Source organism: Thioclava sp. F34-6, from assembly GCF_002213235.1.
Classification (GTDB): Bacteria; Pseudomonadota; Alphaproteobacteria; order Rhodobacterales; family Rhodobacteraceae; genus Thioclava; species Thioclava nitratireducens.
The window spans coordinates 121,325-134,810 of the sequence record NZ_NBOA01000003.1; the positions used below are offsets into that span (position 1 = coordinate 121,325).

The 13,486-nt window shown below is 65.4% G+C and carries 16 protein-coding genes; 7 read left to right on the plus strand and 9 right to left on the minus strand.

Annotation, left to right across the window (positions count from 1 at the left end; translation table 11 throughout):
* Positions 1–61 precede the first annotated feature (61 nt).
* From B6V72_RS06730 to B6V72_RS06745, 4 genes are all read right to left on the minus strand, one after another.
* The gene (locus B6V72_RS06730) at positions 62–286 is read right to left on the minus strand and encodes a hypothetical protein (protein WP_346394065.1); all 225 of its coding nucleotides are present in this window, start codon (positions 284–286) and stop codon (positions 62–64) included.
* Positions 287–607: 321 nt separating this feature from the next.
* Positions 608–2,002, minus strand: a complete 1,395-nt coding sequence (locus B6V72_RS06735; protein ID WP_146696180.1) for a cytochrome P450 — start codon at positions 2,000–2,002, stop codon at positions 608–610.
* Positions 1,999–2,268, minus strand: a complete 270-nt coding sequence (locus tag B6V72_RS06740; protein ID WP_075776385.1) for a hypothetical protein — start codon at positions 2,266–2,268, stop codon at positions 1,999–2,001. Before B6V72_RS06740 ends, B6V72_RS06735 begins: the two co-directional genes overlap by 4 nt.
* Positions 2,269–2,333: 65 nt before the next feature.
* Positions 2,334–2,531: a hypothetical protein gene (locus B6V72_RS06745; RefSeq protein ID WP_075776384.1), complete on the minus strand. Its 198-nt coding sequence runs from the start codon at positions 2,529–2,531 to the stop codon at positions 2,334–2,336.
* A 219-nt stretch (positions 2,532–2,750) separates the two neighbouring features.
* Between B6V72_RS06745 and B6V72_RS06750 the strand changes: the two genes are divergently transcribed.
* Complete coding sequence (locus tag B6V72_RS06750; protein WP_168173020.1) at positions 2,751–3,098, plus strand: BON domain-containing protein; 348 nt, start codon at positions 2,751–2,753, stop codon at positions 3,096–3,098.
* A gap of 86 nt (positions 3,099–3,184) precedes the next feature.
* Here B6V72_RS06750 and B6V72_RS06755 read toward each other — a convergent pair whose 3' ends face one another.
* Positions 3,185–4,039, minus strand: coding sequence for an SDR family oxidoreductase (locus tag B6V72_RS06755; protein ID WP_075776382.1), 855 nt, complete (start codon positions 4,037–4,039; stop codon positions 3,185–3,187).
* 172 nt (positions 4,040–4,211) lie between these two features.
* Here B6V72_RS06755 and B6V72_RS06760 point away from each other — a divergent pair, with 172 nt between their 5' ends.
* From B6V72_RS06760 to B6V72_RS06785, 6 genes are all read left to right on the plus strand, one after another.
* Entirely contained in the window at positions 4,212–5,981 is a 1,770-nt protein-coding gene (locus B6V72_RS06760) for a thiamine pyrophosphate-requiring protein (RefSeq protein WP_075776381.1), read from the plus strand.
* 1 nt (position 5,982) lies between these two features.
* A complete protein-coding gene (locus B6V72_RS06765; protein ID WP_088735178.1) occupies positions 5,983–7,083 on the plus strand; it encodes an enolase C-terminal domain-like protein in 1,101 nt (366 codons plus the stop codon).
* A 67-nt stretch (positions 7,084–7,150) separates the two neighbouring features.
* Entirely contained in the window at positions 7,151–8,137 is a 987-nt protein-coding gene (locus B6V72_RS06770; RefSeq protein ID WP_075776379.1) for a hypothetical protein, read from the plus strand.
* Positions 8,134–8,757, plus strand: a complete 624-nt coding sequence (locus B6V72_RS06775) for a gluconate 2-dehydrogenase subunit 3 family protein (protein ID WP_088735179.1) — start codon at positions 8,134–8,136, stop codon at positions 8,755–8,757. The genes B6V72_RS06770 and B6V72_RS06775 overlap by 4 nt, the downstream gene beginning before the upstream one ends.
* Positions 8,754–10,400, plus strand: coding sequence for a GMC family oxidoreductase (locus B6V72_RS06780; RefSeq protein WP_088735180.1), 1,647 nt, complete (start codon positions 8,754–8,756; stop codon positions 10,398–10,400). Before B6V72_RS06775 ends, B6V72_RS06780 begins: the two co-directional genes overlap by 4 nt.
* Before the next feature lie 74 nt (positions 10,401–10,474).
* Positions 10,475–10,657, plus strand: coding sequence for a hypothetical protein (locus B6V72_RS06785; RefSeq protein ID WP_075776376.1), 183 nt, complete (start codon positions 10,475–10,477; stop codon positions 10,655–10,657).
* Between the two features lie 31 nt (positions 10,658–10,688).
* Here B6V72_RS06785 and csgH read toward each other — a convergent pair whose 3' ends face one another.
* The 4 genes from csgH to B6V72_RS06805 form a co-directional block, all read right to left on the minus strand.
* On the minus strand, positions 10,689–11,054 hold the full coding sequence (gene csgH / locus B6V72_RS06790; RefSeq protein WP_088722031.1) for a curli-like amyloid fiber formation chaperone CsgH: 366 nt from the start codon (positions 11,052–11,054) through the stop codon (positions 10,689–10,691).
* Between the two features lie 197 nt (positions 11,055–11,251).
* Positions 11,252–11,473, minus strand: a complete 222-nt coding sequence (locus tag B6V72_RS19295) for a LysR family transcriptional regulator (RefSeq protein ID WP_088735181.1) — start codon at positions 11,471–11,473, stop codon at positions 11,252–11,254.
* Positions 11,470–12,819, minus strand: coding sequence for an ATP-binding protein (locus B6V72_RS06800; protein ID WP_088735182.1), 1,350 nt, complete (start codon positions 12,817–12,819; stop codon positions 11,470–11,472). The genes B6V72_RS19295 and B6V72_RS06800 overlap by 4 nt, the downstream gene beginning before the upstream one ends.
* The gene (locus B6V72_RS06805; RefSeq protein ID WP_088719199.1) at positions 12,816–13,475 is read right to left on the minus strand and encodes a response regulator transcription factor; all 660 of its coding nucleotides are present in this window, start codon (positions 13,473–13,475) and stop codon (positions 12,816–12,818) included. The genes B6V72_RS06800 and B6V72_RS06805 overlap by 4 nt, the downstream gene beginning before the upstream one ends.
* Positions 13,476–13,486: the final 11 nt, after the last annotated feature.

The following is a 13,486-nucleotide window of genomic DNA, read 5'->3' on the forward strand; positions in this document are numbered from 1 at the left end:
TCGATCGCCTGTCGGGCGTCGATGGCGGGGCCGGATTTGCGAGGCTCAGGATTTGCGAGGCTCAAGATTTGTGCTCGTCGCTTTCCTCGCTGGTTTCCTCGACGGCCGCGGTCTCGTTGTAGTCATTGGGATCGAAATCTTCGGGGTCGAAGGCCTCCTCCTCCTCGGAGATGCCGGTCACGTAGGAGGTTCCGGTCTCCTCATCGAAGATCAGGCCGTAATTCGCACGTCCCTTCGATTTGTAACGCAGGAACTCGTGCACGCCTGCGTAAATGGCGATGAACACGAACGGCAGAAGGATCAGGGCAGCAAGTAACTGGGCGTTGATAGCGGACCTCGTTCAGGCTGTTTGGCAAAGGCGGATTGTCTGCGGCGCCTTGGGTCAATCTAGCAGCATGTTGGCCTAATCCGGATGTGGATCCGACAATTTGGCCACCCGATGCGAACGTCATTTCGAAAATAATCTGGTCTATCGTGGGGCGACGTCAAGCGTTGGCGCGGGTTGGGCGCCGGCACGAAGTCTCTTACCCGGGGCGTTCGACCGGCTGCGACCTGCCCATGCTCGACATGGCATCTGGTATGCGTTCGGCCTGTCGCCCCGGAGTTTTCAGCAGCGCGCGCCCGGATGCTCCGGCTGGAGTGCAATGCGCAGGCCGCCTCCCGGCAGCGGGGGGAACTGGTTGTCGGAAAGTGTCAGATCCTGCTCGGGGACCGTCCAATCGAGCTTGCGCAGCTGCATGACGGCTTCGGTCAGCAGCTCCATCGTGAGCCATTCGCCCGGGCAGCGGTGATTTTGCAGATAGTCGCCGCCGCCCTGCGGCACGAGCCCCTCGGGTTGGATGTCACGGCCCAGATGGCGTTCGGCGCGGAAGCGTTCCGCGTCCTCCCAAATGTCAGGGTCGTGGTTGGTGCCGTAGAGATCGAGGACCAGCCAATCGCCGGGTTCGAACCGGGCGCCGTGCCAGTCGAACGCCTCGCGCACGCGCCCGCCGATCGCCGGGAAGAACGGGTAGAGCCTGCGCACCTCCTCGGCGATCGCGCGGCAGGTCGGCTCGTCGTCTTCCGCAACGGCCGGGATGGCTGCGCGGTGGGAGTGAAGAGCGTGGGCGGCGAACACGACATAGCGCCCGACCGCCACGATCGGACGCAGGATGTTCAGGAGTTCCTTCACGGCCACGTCTTCGCTCATCCGGCTGCCGTCCAGATCGGTGTGGAAGGCGAGCTTTGCCAAGGTGCTTCCGGCAGGTCCGTCCGCTTCGCGGGTCTGCGAAATCAGGCTGCGCGCCCAACGCTCGCACCGCGCCCGGAGCCAGCGTGCCTGTAGATAGGCAGGCCCGAGCGTGCCGGCCGCGGCGAACATCGTGCTGAGTTCGCGCGCGCGGCTGGCAACGTCGTGCTGTGCCGGGTCGATGCCGCACCAGCGCAGCGCCGCTCGCGTCATGATGCCGTCGACGGCATCAGAGAAGTCGATCTCGCAGCCTTGCCAACTGCGGGCCGCAGCCTGCCATTCCTCTGCGAAAATCCGGCGGGCCGCGCGCAATCGGTCGCGGTCCATGAGGTCCAGAAACATCTGCTTGCGGATGTGATGGGCTTCGTCGTCGAGGCTTTGCACGCTGCCCTTGCCTTGAAGAAGCGGCACCACGGTGGGCGGCATCGCACCGCGACGCGTCATCCGTCCCGGCTCATAGAAACTGCGTACCGCGTCGCGTCCGCGCAGGAAGGTCACGGGGCGCAGCATCAGCCGGGTTCGGAACGCATCGCTCCCAAGCTGATCGCAACGGCGGGAAATGAACGAATAGCCCTCGCTGAGGAAGGCCCGGGTGCTGTCGATCCCCGAGAGATGTGGAATGGATTGGGAATTCTGCATTTGCCTTGCCTCGCTATGGGCCTGATTGGTTGCTGGTGCTAGGGGCACGACGCCGATGCGGGCTGCGCCAAGCCCGCGGCAGGTGGCATCACGGGCGTCTGCCGTCGTCGTCTGCGCTTCGGCCGGACGGATCACCCATTGCCGCGGCGGTGGCGCCGCGCGAGCGTCGCGATCTGCTGGAACTCCTCGGCAATGCTTAGCGGAAGCGCGTCGGTCGCGTCCGGGTCCGCGCCGGGATCTTCCTGACCGTCATGCATCACTTCGCGTTCGCCGATCCACGCCATGACGGTCTCGCGCGACTCTGCGGGCAGTTCCGACACCAGCCGTGCCAGAACGCGGCGTTGCGCGATCAAACGAGCCTCCAGCGTGACCAATGTTTCTTCGAGATAGGTATTTGGCATCTGGTCGCTCTCTTCGCGGGGTCCCGGCGGATTGGCGCCGGGACCCCGATTTTAGATGATTGAAGTCAATAATTCGCGGGCGGATCGCTTGCCGGGAAACTTTCATCCATTTCCTCGTCGACCCGGTCCCAGTTCCGAGGTGGGTTTCGCATCTGCGAGGGACCTGCGGGACGGACGCCCTGTGCCGAGGTGCCGCGCCGTTGGTTGATGAGATACCCCAAGGCACCGAGGGCTGAGGCTGCAAAGAGCAGTCTGGTCAACATGGTAGGCCTCCTTTGGTCAAAGTGAGACCCCCGCGTGGGACCCGTGCAGTGCTCCGCGCGAGGGTCGTCATGCTTACCCGAAAAACGAACCCTGCCAGCCTTTGTTCCATGGCGCGAACCATCGTGACTCTGGCGGAACAAACCGTGCGCGGCTGGCGTGCGCGCAGGAACAAGCGGGATGCTCACTCGTTGATCCGTTCCATAGCCATGGAGGAGATCATGACCGAGAATGGCGATGAAAAAGACGTCCATGTGGTGCGCTCTGACCTTGCGGCGCCGAGCCGACCGGACGGGTATCACGGCGTCGAGCAACCGATCATGCCCGACTTGCCGGAGCAACCCGCGGAGATCCTCCCCGACGACGAACTGGCGTCCGCCGTGCGGAGCGCGCTCGAAGGCGACGGACGGATCGACATGAGCCATGTCCTGATCGTCGCGGAAGAAGGGGTGGTGACGCTCGAAGGCACGATCGGGCTGGAATTCCAGCGCACGCTCGCAGAAGCGCTTGCACAGGAAGTGCGTGGTGTTCTGCTGGTCCGCAATCAGCTTGGCGTAGGGCCCGCGTGATGTGCTCGGACGCCTGACCGCCGAAAAGTCGAGCGAACGAAAATTCGCGCGGGCCGCAGCTTCTGCTGGCGGCCCGCGTCTTTAAATCAGATCATCGGCATGCCGCCGGTGACGGCCACCGTCGCGCCTGACGTGTAGCTCGAGCGCGGATCGGCAAGCATCACGTAGGCGGAGGCTAGCTCCGCCGGTTGCGCGGGGCGGCCCATCGGCTTGTCCTCGCCGAAATGCGCGACCGAGTCCTCAGGCAGCGTCGAGGGGATCAGCGGTGTCCAGACCGGCCCCGGTGCGACGCAATTCACGCGGATCCCGCGCTCTGCCACCATCTGTGCCAGCCCGGTGGTGAAGTTCTGGATCGCACCCTTGGTCGCCGCGTAAGCCAGCAGACCGGGGTTGGGTTTGTCCGAGTTGATCGAGGCCGTGTTGATGATCGCGCCGTTCTTCTCCATCACCGGGAGCGCCGCCTTGCACAGGTAGAACATCGAATGAATGTTGGTGCGGAAGGTCGTTTCCCATTCTTCATCGGAGATGTCCTCGATCTCGTCGAAATGCATCTGGTGCGCCGCGTTGTTGACGAGAATGTCGAGACGCCCGAAGGCTTCATGCGTATCGCGCACCAATGCGCGACAGTGATCGGCGTCCTGAATGTCGCCGGGCATCACATACGCGCGGCGGCCTGCCTCTTCGACAAGCCGGCGCGTTTCTTCGGCCTCGTCATGCTCTTCGAGATAGGAAATCATTACGTCGGCCCCTTCGCGCGCATAGGCCAGGGCCACGGCGCGACCGATGCCGCTGTCTGCGCCCGTCACAAGGGCGGCCATCCCGTCGAGCCTGCCCGACCCGACATAGCTCTGCTCGCCATGATCGGGGCGCGGGTCCATCTTCTCCGTCGAACCGGGAACGGATTGCGGTTGCTTGGGGAAGGGAGGTTTGGGGTAATTCATTGCCGGGCTCCTTTCTGGATGGGTCTGAACGCACCAACCGGATGCGCGCTGCTATGTTCCTGTGTTTCTTCATGGGGCGCCGCGGCCCTCTCCTCACAGGCTCTTGTGGGAACATCGGCAAGACGCATCCGTTTCCCTAATCCATTCATCACATCTGACAGTGGAGGCAGACATGTCCGACACCGTTGCCGATTTCATTCTTTCTCGCCTCAAGCAGTGGGGCATTACCCGTATCTATGGCTTCCCGGGAGACGGGATCAGCGGGCTCGTCGCAGCGCTTGGACGCGATGACGAGATCGAATTCGTTCAGGCACGCCACGAGGAAAGCGCCGCGTTCATGGCGGCGGCGCATGCGAAATGGACCGGCGAGGTGGGCTGTTGTCTCGCGACCTCCGGCCCCGGCGCGATCCACCTGCTCAACGGTCTCTACGACGCCAAGCTGGACCACCAGCCGGTGCTTGCGATCGTCGGCCAGCAGGGGCGCAACGCGCTTGGCGGCAATTACCAGCAGGAGGTCGACCTGCAATCGCTCTTCAAGGATGTGGCGAGCGAATATGTCCACACGATGATGGCACCGGGACAGGCGCGCCACCTGATCGACAGGGCGCTCCGGATCGCGCAGGCGCGGCGCAGCGTGACCTGCGTGATCGCCCCCAATGACGTGCAGGAGGCTCAGGCGGTCGAAGCGCCGCCCCACGCCCATGGCACCGTCCACAGCGGCGTTGGCTATCAGGCGCCGCGCCTGCTGCCGGCAGACAAGGACCTCGCCGCCGCGGCGGATATCCTGAACGCGGGCGAGAAGGTCGGCATCCTCGTCGGCGCGGGTGCGATCGGCGCAGAGACGCAGATCACCCAGCTTGCCGAAACCCTTGGCGCAGGCGTCGCCAAGGCGCTTCTGGGCAAGGCCGCGCTGCCGGACGATCTGCCCTTCGTGACCGGCTCGATCGGGCTTCTGGGCACGCAGGCCTCCGACTGGATGATGCGCGAATGCGACACGCTTCTGATGATCGGCTCGCGCTTCCCATATTCGGAATTCCTGCCCGAGGAAGGGCAGGCCAAGGCGGTGCAGATCGACCTCGACCCGACGATGGTGTCGATGCGCTACCCGATGGACGTGAACCTCGTTGGCGATGCAGCCGACACGGTGGAGGCCCTGTTGCCGCGCCTCAAGCCCAAGACCGACCGGTCGTGGCGTGAGAAGATCGAGAAGAAGACCGCCGAATGGTGGGACGGTGTCGAGAAGCGCGCCAAGGAGAGCGCCGACCCCGTCAATCCCGAACGGCTGTTCTGGGAGGCGTCGTCGCGGCTGCCCGACAATGCGATCCTGTCGGCGGACTCCGGCAGCTCGGCCAACTGGCTGGCGCGTGCGATCAAGATCCGCCGCGGCATGAAGGCCTCGCTTTCGGGGACGCTGGCGACGATGTGCCCGGGCGTGCCCTACGCTGTGGCGGCGAAGTTCTGCTATCCGGACCGCGCGGCTGTGGCCTTCGTGGGTGACGGCGCGATGCAGATGCTGGGCATCACCGACCTGATCACCGTCTCGAAATACTGGCGCGACTGGGCAGACCCGCGGCTGGTGATCTGTGTGCTGGCCAACCAGGACCTCAACCAAGTGACCTGGGAGCTGCGCGCGATGGCCGACAGCCCGCGTGTCGACAAGACGCAGGACGTGCCCGATATCGACATGGCCGCCTATGCGGAGCTGTTGGGCCTCAAGGGGCTGCGGATCGACCGCACCGAGGAGATCGGTCCGGCCTGGGAAGCCGCCTTCGCCGCGGATCGCCCGACCGTGATCCACGCCACCGTCGATCCCGACGTGCCGACGCTGCCGCCCCATATCACGATGGAGCAGGCGAAATCCTTCATGAGCGCGCTCGTCCATGGAGACTCCGAGGCCGGTGGCATCGTGAAGCAGGCGTTCAAGCGCGTCACGGACCGCTGAGATGACCCTCGGCTCCGATCCGCTGATCGAGGGGGTCGACGTCTCCGTCCTGACGATCCCGACCGATGCACCGGAATCCGACGGGACGCTGGAATGGAGCGAGACCTCGATGGTTCTCGTCTCCATCTCCGCCGGGGGCGAGACCGGCCTTGGCTACAGTTACACGACGCCCGCGACGGCGGGGATCGTGCGCGATACTCTCTTTCCACAAGTGAAAGGGCGCAATGCGCTCGACATCGCGAAGCTCTGGCTGGCGATGGTGCATGCCACGCGCAACATCGGGCGCGATGGTCCCGTCGCGATGGCGATAGCGGCGGTGGACACGGCGCTTTGGGACCTAAAAGGGAAGCTGCTGGGCCAGCCCGTCGCCGCCCTTCTGGGCCGCGCGCGCGACGCGATTCCGGCCTATGGCTCGGGCGGCTTCACCTCCTATGACGACCGGCAGCTGCGCGACCAACTGGAGGGTTGGGCCGCCGAAGGCTTCTCGATGGTGAAGATCAAGGTCGGGCGCGACCCCGATCGCGATCCGCACCGGCTGAAACAGGCGCGCAACGCCATCGGTTCAGACTGTCGGCTATTCATGGATGCGAATGGTGCCCAGAACCGCAAGGAAGCGCTGGCGTTGGCCGAGCGTGCCCGCGAATTCGGCGTCGAATGGCACGAGGAGCCCGTCTCCTCGGACGATCTCGAAGGGCTGCGCCTGTGCCGCGACCGGGCCCCGGCGGGGATGAATGTCACGGCGGGGGAGTACGGTTTCAATATCGGCTATTTCCGCCACATGCTCGAAGCGGGCGCGGTGGATGTGCTGCAGGCGGATGCCACGCGCTGCGCGGGTATCACCGGCTTCATGGGAGTGGCCGCGCTGAGCGCTGCGCATCAGGTGCCGCTCTCTGCCCATTGCGCTCCCGCGCTGCATCTGCACGCCTGCCTCGCCGCGCTGCCCGCGATCCATCTCGAATGGTTTCACGACCATGTCCGGATCGAGGGGATGCTGTTCGACGGCGCGCCCGAGCCGGAGAAGGGCCAGCTTCGCGACAATGGCGAACCGGGGCTGGGGCTGCGGCTGCGTCCGCGTGAAGCCGAGCGGTTCCGACAGGCCTGAGCGCAGTTCCCGGCGCATCGTCTGACGCCGGGACGAAAGGTTTCGGCAGTAGCAAAGGGAATTCGCAATGACCCATGACAGGATATACGAAGCATTCCGACGCCGCACCCGTCGGCCCGTTGGCGGCATCGGGCTGGGCGCCATCGTCGCAGGCGTGGGCCTCGGTTTCGTCGCCGCCGGGCTGGCCGCGCGCCGCCCGCGTTCCGGCAACCCGGTGAAGCGGTCGCGCAACAAGCGCGAGGCGCTGCGGCTCGGTCGGGACGGGGCCGCGATCATGGGCGCAAGCGTCCTTTTCGACAGCGCGCTGGAACATCTGCGCGGCGATTTCCGCCGCGACGAGATGTATGTCGCCCCGCTGACTGGAGCGACCGCGATGGCAGCCGCCCTGGCGGAGCCGCGGCGCAGCAAGCGCGGCCGGGCGCTCGAGGCGACGCATCTCACCTCCGTCGGGATCGGAATGGCCGGGATGGGGTTCCACCTGCGCAACATCAGTCGCCGGCCCGGCGGGATTTCGTGGAACAACCTGTTCTACGCCGCGCCGCTCGGTGCACCGGGGGCGCTGATCATGAGCGGTCTGTTCGGCATGGTCACCCACCGGATGGCCCAGACTCGCGGCTACGAGCATCTGCACGGGCGCGAACTGGCCTGCCTCACCGCGCTCGCGCTGGTGGCGGAGTCGGGCGAAGTTGCGCTGCTGCATTTCCGCGGCGCGTTCCATGACAAGGCGATGTATCTGCCGGTCACGCTGCCGCCGCTCGCCGCCGCCGGGCTGATGGCGCAGGCGATCTATCCGCATAGGCGCTTCCGGCGCCCGCTTACCCTGCTGCTGCGCGCGGTCGAGGGGCTTGGCTATGTCGGCACAGGCTTTCACGCCTACGGCGTCGCGCGCAACTCGGCGGGCTGGCGCAACTGGCGACAGACGACGCTGGCGGGCCCGCCGATGCCCGCGCCGATCAGCTTCGCGGGGCTCGGCAAGACCGGGCGTGCCGCACTCGATCTGCTCGCGGTGGAACAGGATCAGCCGCACCAGACAAAGGAAAGGGCAGCGATATGAGCGAACCGTTTCGTACCCCGTATCCGGGCTATGACGTGCTCGATAAATGGGACAGCCCGTCCTTCGACGATCAGACCCGCGAGGTTCTTCGCGCGCGACGTGATCCGCCGCCGCGCCGCTTCCTCGACCCGGACCTGTTCGCGCTTCTGGAGGCGCTCTGCGCGGTCGTGATCCCGCAGCGCCGCCCCGAGCCCGTGCCCATCGCGCCCTTCATCGACGCGGCGCTGCACGAGGATCGCGGCACCGGCACCCGGTTCGCCACGATGCCGCCCGAGCGCGAGGCATGGCCCCGCGGCCTGAAGGCGATTGATGCCGAGGCACGCGCGACGTTCGACGGGCGCGGATTTCGCGAGCTCGACCGGCCCGAGCAGGAGCGCCTGCTGCGCGCCATCGATCGCGGCGAATGTCGCGCGCCCGAGACATGGCAGGACATGCCACCGCAGAAATTCTTCCGCGCGCTTTTGCTCAAGCAGATCGTGGAAATCTATTACAGCGCCCCCGCCGGGATGAGCGAGATCGGCTATGGCGGCCCCGCCGCGCCACGCGGCTATGTGCGCCTCAAGGCCGGCCAGATCGACCCGTGGGAGGCGCCCTTCGGAAAATGGGAGGACCAGGCATGACCCAAGACGCGTCTCGCAGCGATCGCCCCCGCGCGGTGGATGGCCACGCCCCGGACGTATTCAAGCGCGAAGGGCAGGTGCCGATGCGCGAATACCCTAAGAACGCGCCGGTCGATTTCGTAATCGTCGGTGCGGGCTGCGGCGGTTCGGTTCTCGCAGCCAAGCTCGCCGAAGCCGGAATGTCGGTCGTGCTGTTCGATGCCGGTCCCTTTTTCCAGCCAAAGCGCGACTTCGCATCCGATGAGCGCGAGCAGGACAAGCTCTATTGGCTCGATCCGCGTATCTCCGACGGCGACGATCCGATCGAACTCGGGGCGAACAACTCCGGCCGCGCGGTGGGTGGCTCCTCGGTGCATTTCCAGATGGTGTCGCTCCGCTTCCGTCCGGAATGGTTCAAGTCCCGCTCGAAACTTGGTTACGGCCGCGACTGGCCCGTCGATTGGCGCGAGATGTGGCGCTACTACGACGAGGTGGAGGACGCGCTGAAGATTTCGGGGCCGATCCGCTACCCGTGGGGGCCCGATCGCGGGCGCTACCCCTATCGCGAGCATGAGGTGAACGAGGCCGGTCTGGTTCTGGCGCGCGGGGCCGAGGCGCTTGGCGTCGATTGGGCGCCGACGCCGCTCTGCACCGTCTCCGCGCCACGCGGGAAGTCTCCGCCCTGCGCCTATCGCGGCATGTGCAAGATCGGCTGTTCGGTGAATGCCAAGCAGAGCATGCTGATTACCTATGTCCCCCGCGCGATCAAGGCGGGGGCGGAGGTGCGCGACCTCGCCATGGTTGGCCGCATCGAAACGGGCCCGGACGGGCGCGCCAGTGGAGTCTCCTACCATCGCGACGGGGAATGGCATTTCCAGAAGGCCGCGAACGTGGTGGTGGCCGGCTACTCCATCGAGACGCCACGGCTGTTGCTGAACTCGGCCAACGCACAGCATCCGCAGGGCTTGGGCAATTCCAACGGCATGGTCGGGCGCAACCTCATGGTGCATGCGAACGACGCCGTCTGGGGCGAGTTCGACGAGGAGATCCGCTGGTACAAGGGCCCGCCCTCGATGGCGACCTGCGAGCACTGGAACTATGCCGATGACGACCCGAGCAAGGATTTCGACGGTGGCTATTCTTTCATGAGCCAAGGCCCGCTGCCCGGCGATTTTGCGGGCACGCTCGTCTCCTCGTCGGGGCTGTTCGGTGACGATCTGCTGAGCAAGATGGGCCGCTACAACCGGATGGCGGGGCTGAAGATGGTGGGAGAGTCGATGCCGTCACCGGACAACCGCGTGACGCTGGCCGACGAGACCGATGCGCTTGGCCTTCCCCGGGCCAAGGTGACCCATTCCTTCTGCGACAATGACAAGCGGCTGCAGGAACATGCACGGGGGTTCATGTCCCGGATGATGCGCGCCGCGGGCGGTCACAACCTGTTCGAAACCCAGAGCACAGCGCATCTGATGGGCGGTTGCCCGATGGGCGACGATCCCGAGACCTCGGTCACCAACGACATGGGCCGCAGCTGGGATGTCGACAATCTGTGGATCTGTGACGGCTCGCTGATGCCCACCGGCGGCGGCGTGAACCCGGCGATGACGATCCTCGCCAATGCCGCGCGGATCGCCGACCGGATCATCGATTCGCGCTTCCATTGAAGACGAAGGGTGGCGCCCCGCACGCGGGCGGGGCGCTGCGAGTTCATAGAGATTACCCGATTTGAGAGGACGCCATGAAGATCAAGGTCGAATATGCGGACGGTCTGAGGGCCGACAAGAACGTCGACCGGTTGCCGGAGGTCGATGACCGCTTCGAGGGCGACCTCGTGGAGAACGTCACGGAGTACACCCCCTTGCGAGAAGGCTATGCGGCCTACGTCCGGCTCAAGAAACCTCCCGGAGAACGCTCCGAATAAGCGCGTGTTCGGCGGCTGATCCGCTGCAGGGTCACTCGCCGGATTTCACCGCCGTATCTTCGAACACCCGCCCTTCGTCATCGGTGACGCGCAGGTGAACGGTGAGGTCCGCATTCGCTTCCAACGAGATCTTCGCTGTGGAAAGCGGGCCGGTCGCGTCTCCATCGGATACAGGAACAGAGCCGGCTTGCCGGTTGACGGATCGCCCGTTCGGGCCGCTTTTCATCACCTCGAGGATATATTTACCCGAATGGCCGGGCTCCAGCCGGGAGAAGGTCTCAATCGTGACAAGTCCCTTGTCTTTCGAGAGTGAAATCCATGCGCGCCCGGCCCCGTCGGCCAGAGCCTGAAACGGTGCGACAAGTAGAAAGGCGAGGAGATAGGCCTTCAGTTTCATGATGAGCTCCTGTGATCACGGGGCGCGCCGGCCGGTTGAGGTCTCCAGAGTAAAAACGAACGTAGTGCCGGCCAAGAACAGCAGCTGGGACCGCACGTCTCTGGCGATCACGTCGCTGGTGCCTTTCTCAGTTGATGCAAGACCCTGACATATCGAGAATATCACGTCTGATCGGAGCTGGCTTTACCCCGGACGGTTTATTTCCGCCCCCCTCGGCCATTCGAATGATCGCGCTCGCTGACGGGAGAGGGCGACGCGCCCAGTTCCTCGGCTACCTTCAAGATGCCGCCCAGCCGGGTGACGGCCACGAAGCGTTTCATCGCGTTGAGGTTGATGTCTTTCAGCGTTTCTTGCGCCTTCGCTAAACGACGATGCCATGCGGGGGTCGTTTGCCCATCCCTGCGGCGTGTGACCGTCACGACGGCTTAACCTCCGTCCCATTCAGAGGGAGCTGCACCCTGACCTCGAGACCCGCGTCGCGACCGCTCGGCGGCGAGGTCAGAGTGAGGGGGCTTTCGATGCGCTCCGCGATCACTGAGACGATGGCGAGGCCCAACCCGCTGCCGTCATTCGTGCTGCCCGCTCGCTCGAACCGCGCAGTCAGGCGCGCCAGCGTCTCCTTGGGGATGACGGGCCCGCCATTCGTCACTGTGAACACGCCCTCCTCGGTCAGCCGTACCGTGACGGGGTCGTCCTGCGCACCGTGCTTCAGGGCGTTCTCGATGAGGTTCCGGCACAGGATGCCGAAGGCGTCGGGATCGAGATCCGAGAGCACGGGCGTCTCCGGTAACTCCAGCGCAATACGCCCGGGATCGAGGCTGCGCGCGAGGTCTTCGACAATCAGGCGGGCGGTCATGCGCAGGTCCGAACTGCGCTCCAGCCGCAACGGCCCGCCTTCCGCCCGGGCGAGCTGCAGCAGTCGTTCCGAGAGCCGCGTTAGACGTTTGAGCGTCGCTTCGATATCGGCGGCGCGTGCCTTGGCGGCTGGATCGGTGGTTTCCGCGCTCAGCCGCTGGGTCTGCGCGATGGCACCAGCAAGCGGTGTGCGCAGTTCATGGGCCGCATTGGAGGCGAAGCTTCGCTCGGCCTCGATCCCCTCGCGCAACCGTCCCAGAAGATTGTTGAGCGTCGCTGCGACCGGGGCGATCTCGGCCTGCAGGTCGTCAGTCGGAATGGGCGTAAGGTCGCGGGCGTTGCGCGCCTCGAGGCTGGTCCGGAACCGCCGCAACGGCCCCAGATTGGTCCGCACCGCGAGAACGACAGCCGCGAAAGCGAGCGGGATCACGATCAGCAAAGGCAGGCCGAGGCCGAGCTCGATCTCGCGGGCGACCTGCGCGCGATGCGCGAGCGGCTCCGCGACGGTGATCCGTACCGTGTCCTGAAGCGCGGCATCGCTGTACAGCCGGTGGGTGACCGTCTGGCTGAAGCCCCGTCCCTCATACGCAGGGAACACGGAAGGATCGGCGGCGTGGGATTGGAGCAGGATACGCCCCTCCGCGTCCCGCACGATATAGGTGAAGAATTCCTCGTGATTGCGAAGCTGCGCAAGGCGCTGTGTCACATTCGTGCTGTCACGGTTCACGATATCCATGACCGCGAGGGGCAGAATCCGCTGCGCCGTTTCCTGAAGCGTGGAATCGAAGACCTCGCTCATCTCCTTGCGCACGATCAGCGCGGTGACCGTCGCTGCGGCGATCCACATCAACGCCAGCACGACCCCGAGCGAAAGTCCCAGACGGGCCTGAAGGCTTCGGGGCAGCCTCATGCCTTGCCCAGCCTGTAGCCGAGGCCGCGTTCTGTCTCGATCACATGGGCGCCGAGTTTCTTGCGCAGGCGGCTGACATGGACCTCGATCGTGTTGCTCTCCACTTCCGCATCGAAGGCGTAGAGCTTCTCTTCTAGCTGGGCTTTCGACAGCAACTGGCCGGGTCGCGAGAGGAACGCTTCGAACAGGGCCCATTCGCGCGCGGTCAGCTGCACGGGCTTGCCGTCGCGCCTGATGCTGCGCGCGGCGAGGTCGATCTCGAGCCCGGCATGGCTCACGATGGGGTTCGGATTGCCGCTGTAGCGCCGCGCCACCGACCCGATGCGCGCCGAGAGCTCCGCGAGATCGAAGGGCTTCACGAGATAGTCGTCGGCGCCCGCGTTAAGCCCCTCGATCCGGTCCGAGACCTGATCGAGCGCGGTCATGATGATAACCGGCGTCACATCGCCCCGGCCGCGCAGCGCCTTCAGAAAGCCGATGCCCCGACCGTCGGGAAGCATGAGGTCCAGCAGGACGAGATCGTAGCCGGTGCTGCGGACCGACGCGCCCGCTTCGTCGAGTCGCGTGACCCAGTCCACGGAGTGACCGTCGCTTGCGATCTGGTCGCGCACCGCGTTGCCCAGAATAGTGTCGTCCTCGATCAGCAGGATGCGCATCTTCGTTCCAT

Coding starts and splice junctions, on each gene's coding strand:
- B6V72_RS06750 (WP_168173020.1), top strand. CDS start 2,751: ATGACCGAGAATGGCGATGAAAAAGACGTCCATGTGGTGCGCTCTGAC.
- B6V72_RS06740 (WP_075776385.1), bottom strand. CDS start 2,268: ATGCCAAATACCTATCTCGAAGAAACATTGGTCACGCTGGAGGCTCGT.
- B6V72_RS06770 (WP_075776379.1), top strand. CDS start 7,151: ATGACCCATGACAGGATATACGAAGCATTCCGACGCCGCACCCGTCGG.
- B6V72_RS06760 (WP_075776381.1), top strand. CDS start 4,212: ATGTCCGACACCGTTGCCGATTTCATTCTTTCTCGCCTCAAGCAGTGG.
- B6V72_RS06755 (WP_075776382.1), bottom strand. CDS start 4,039: ATGAATTACCCCAAACCTCCCTTCCCCAAGCAACCGCAATCCGTTCCC.
- B6V72_RS06800 (WP_088735182.1), bottom strand. CDS start 12,819: ATGAGGCTGCCCCGAAGCCTTCAGGCCCGTCTGGGACTTTCGCTCGGG.
- B6V72_RS06765 (WP_088735178.1), top strand. CDS start 5,983: ATGACCCTCGGCTCCGATCCGCTGATCGAGGGGGTCGACGTCTCCGTC.
- csgH (WP_088722031.1), bottom strand. CDS start 11,054: ATGAAACTGAAGGCCTATCTCCTCGCCTTTCTACTTGTCGCACCGTTT.
- B6V72_RS06745 (WP_075776384.1), bottom strand. CDS start 2,531: ATGTTGACCAGACTGCTCTTTGCAGCCTCAGCCCTCGGTGCCTTGGGG.
- B6V72_RS06775 (WP_088735179.1), top strand. CDS start 8,134: ATGAGCGAACCGTTTCGTACCCCGTATCCGGGCTATGACGTGCTCGAT.
- B6V72_RS06785 (WP_075776376.1), top strand. CDS start 10,475: ATGAAGATCAAGGTCGAATATGCGGACGGTCTGAGGGCCGACAAGAAC.
- B6V72_RS06805 (WP_088719199.1), bottom strand. CDS start 13,475: ATGCGCATCCTGCTGATCGAGGACGACACTATTCTGGGCAACGCGGTG.
- B6V72_RS06780 (WP_088735180.1), top strand. CDS start 8,754: ATGACCCAAGACGCGTCTCGCAGCGATCGCCCCCGCGCGGTGGATGGC.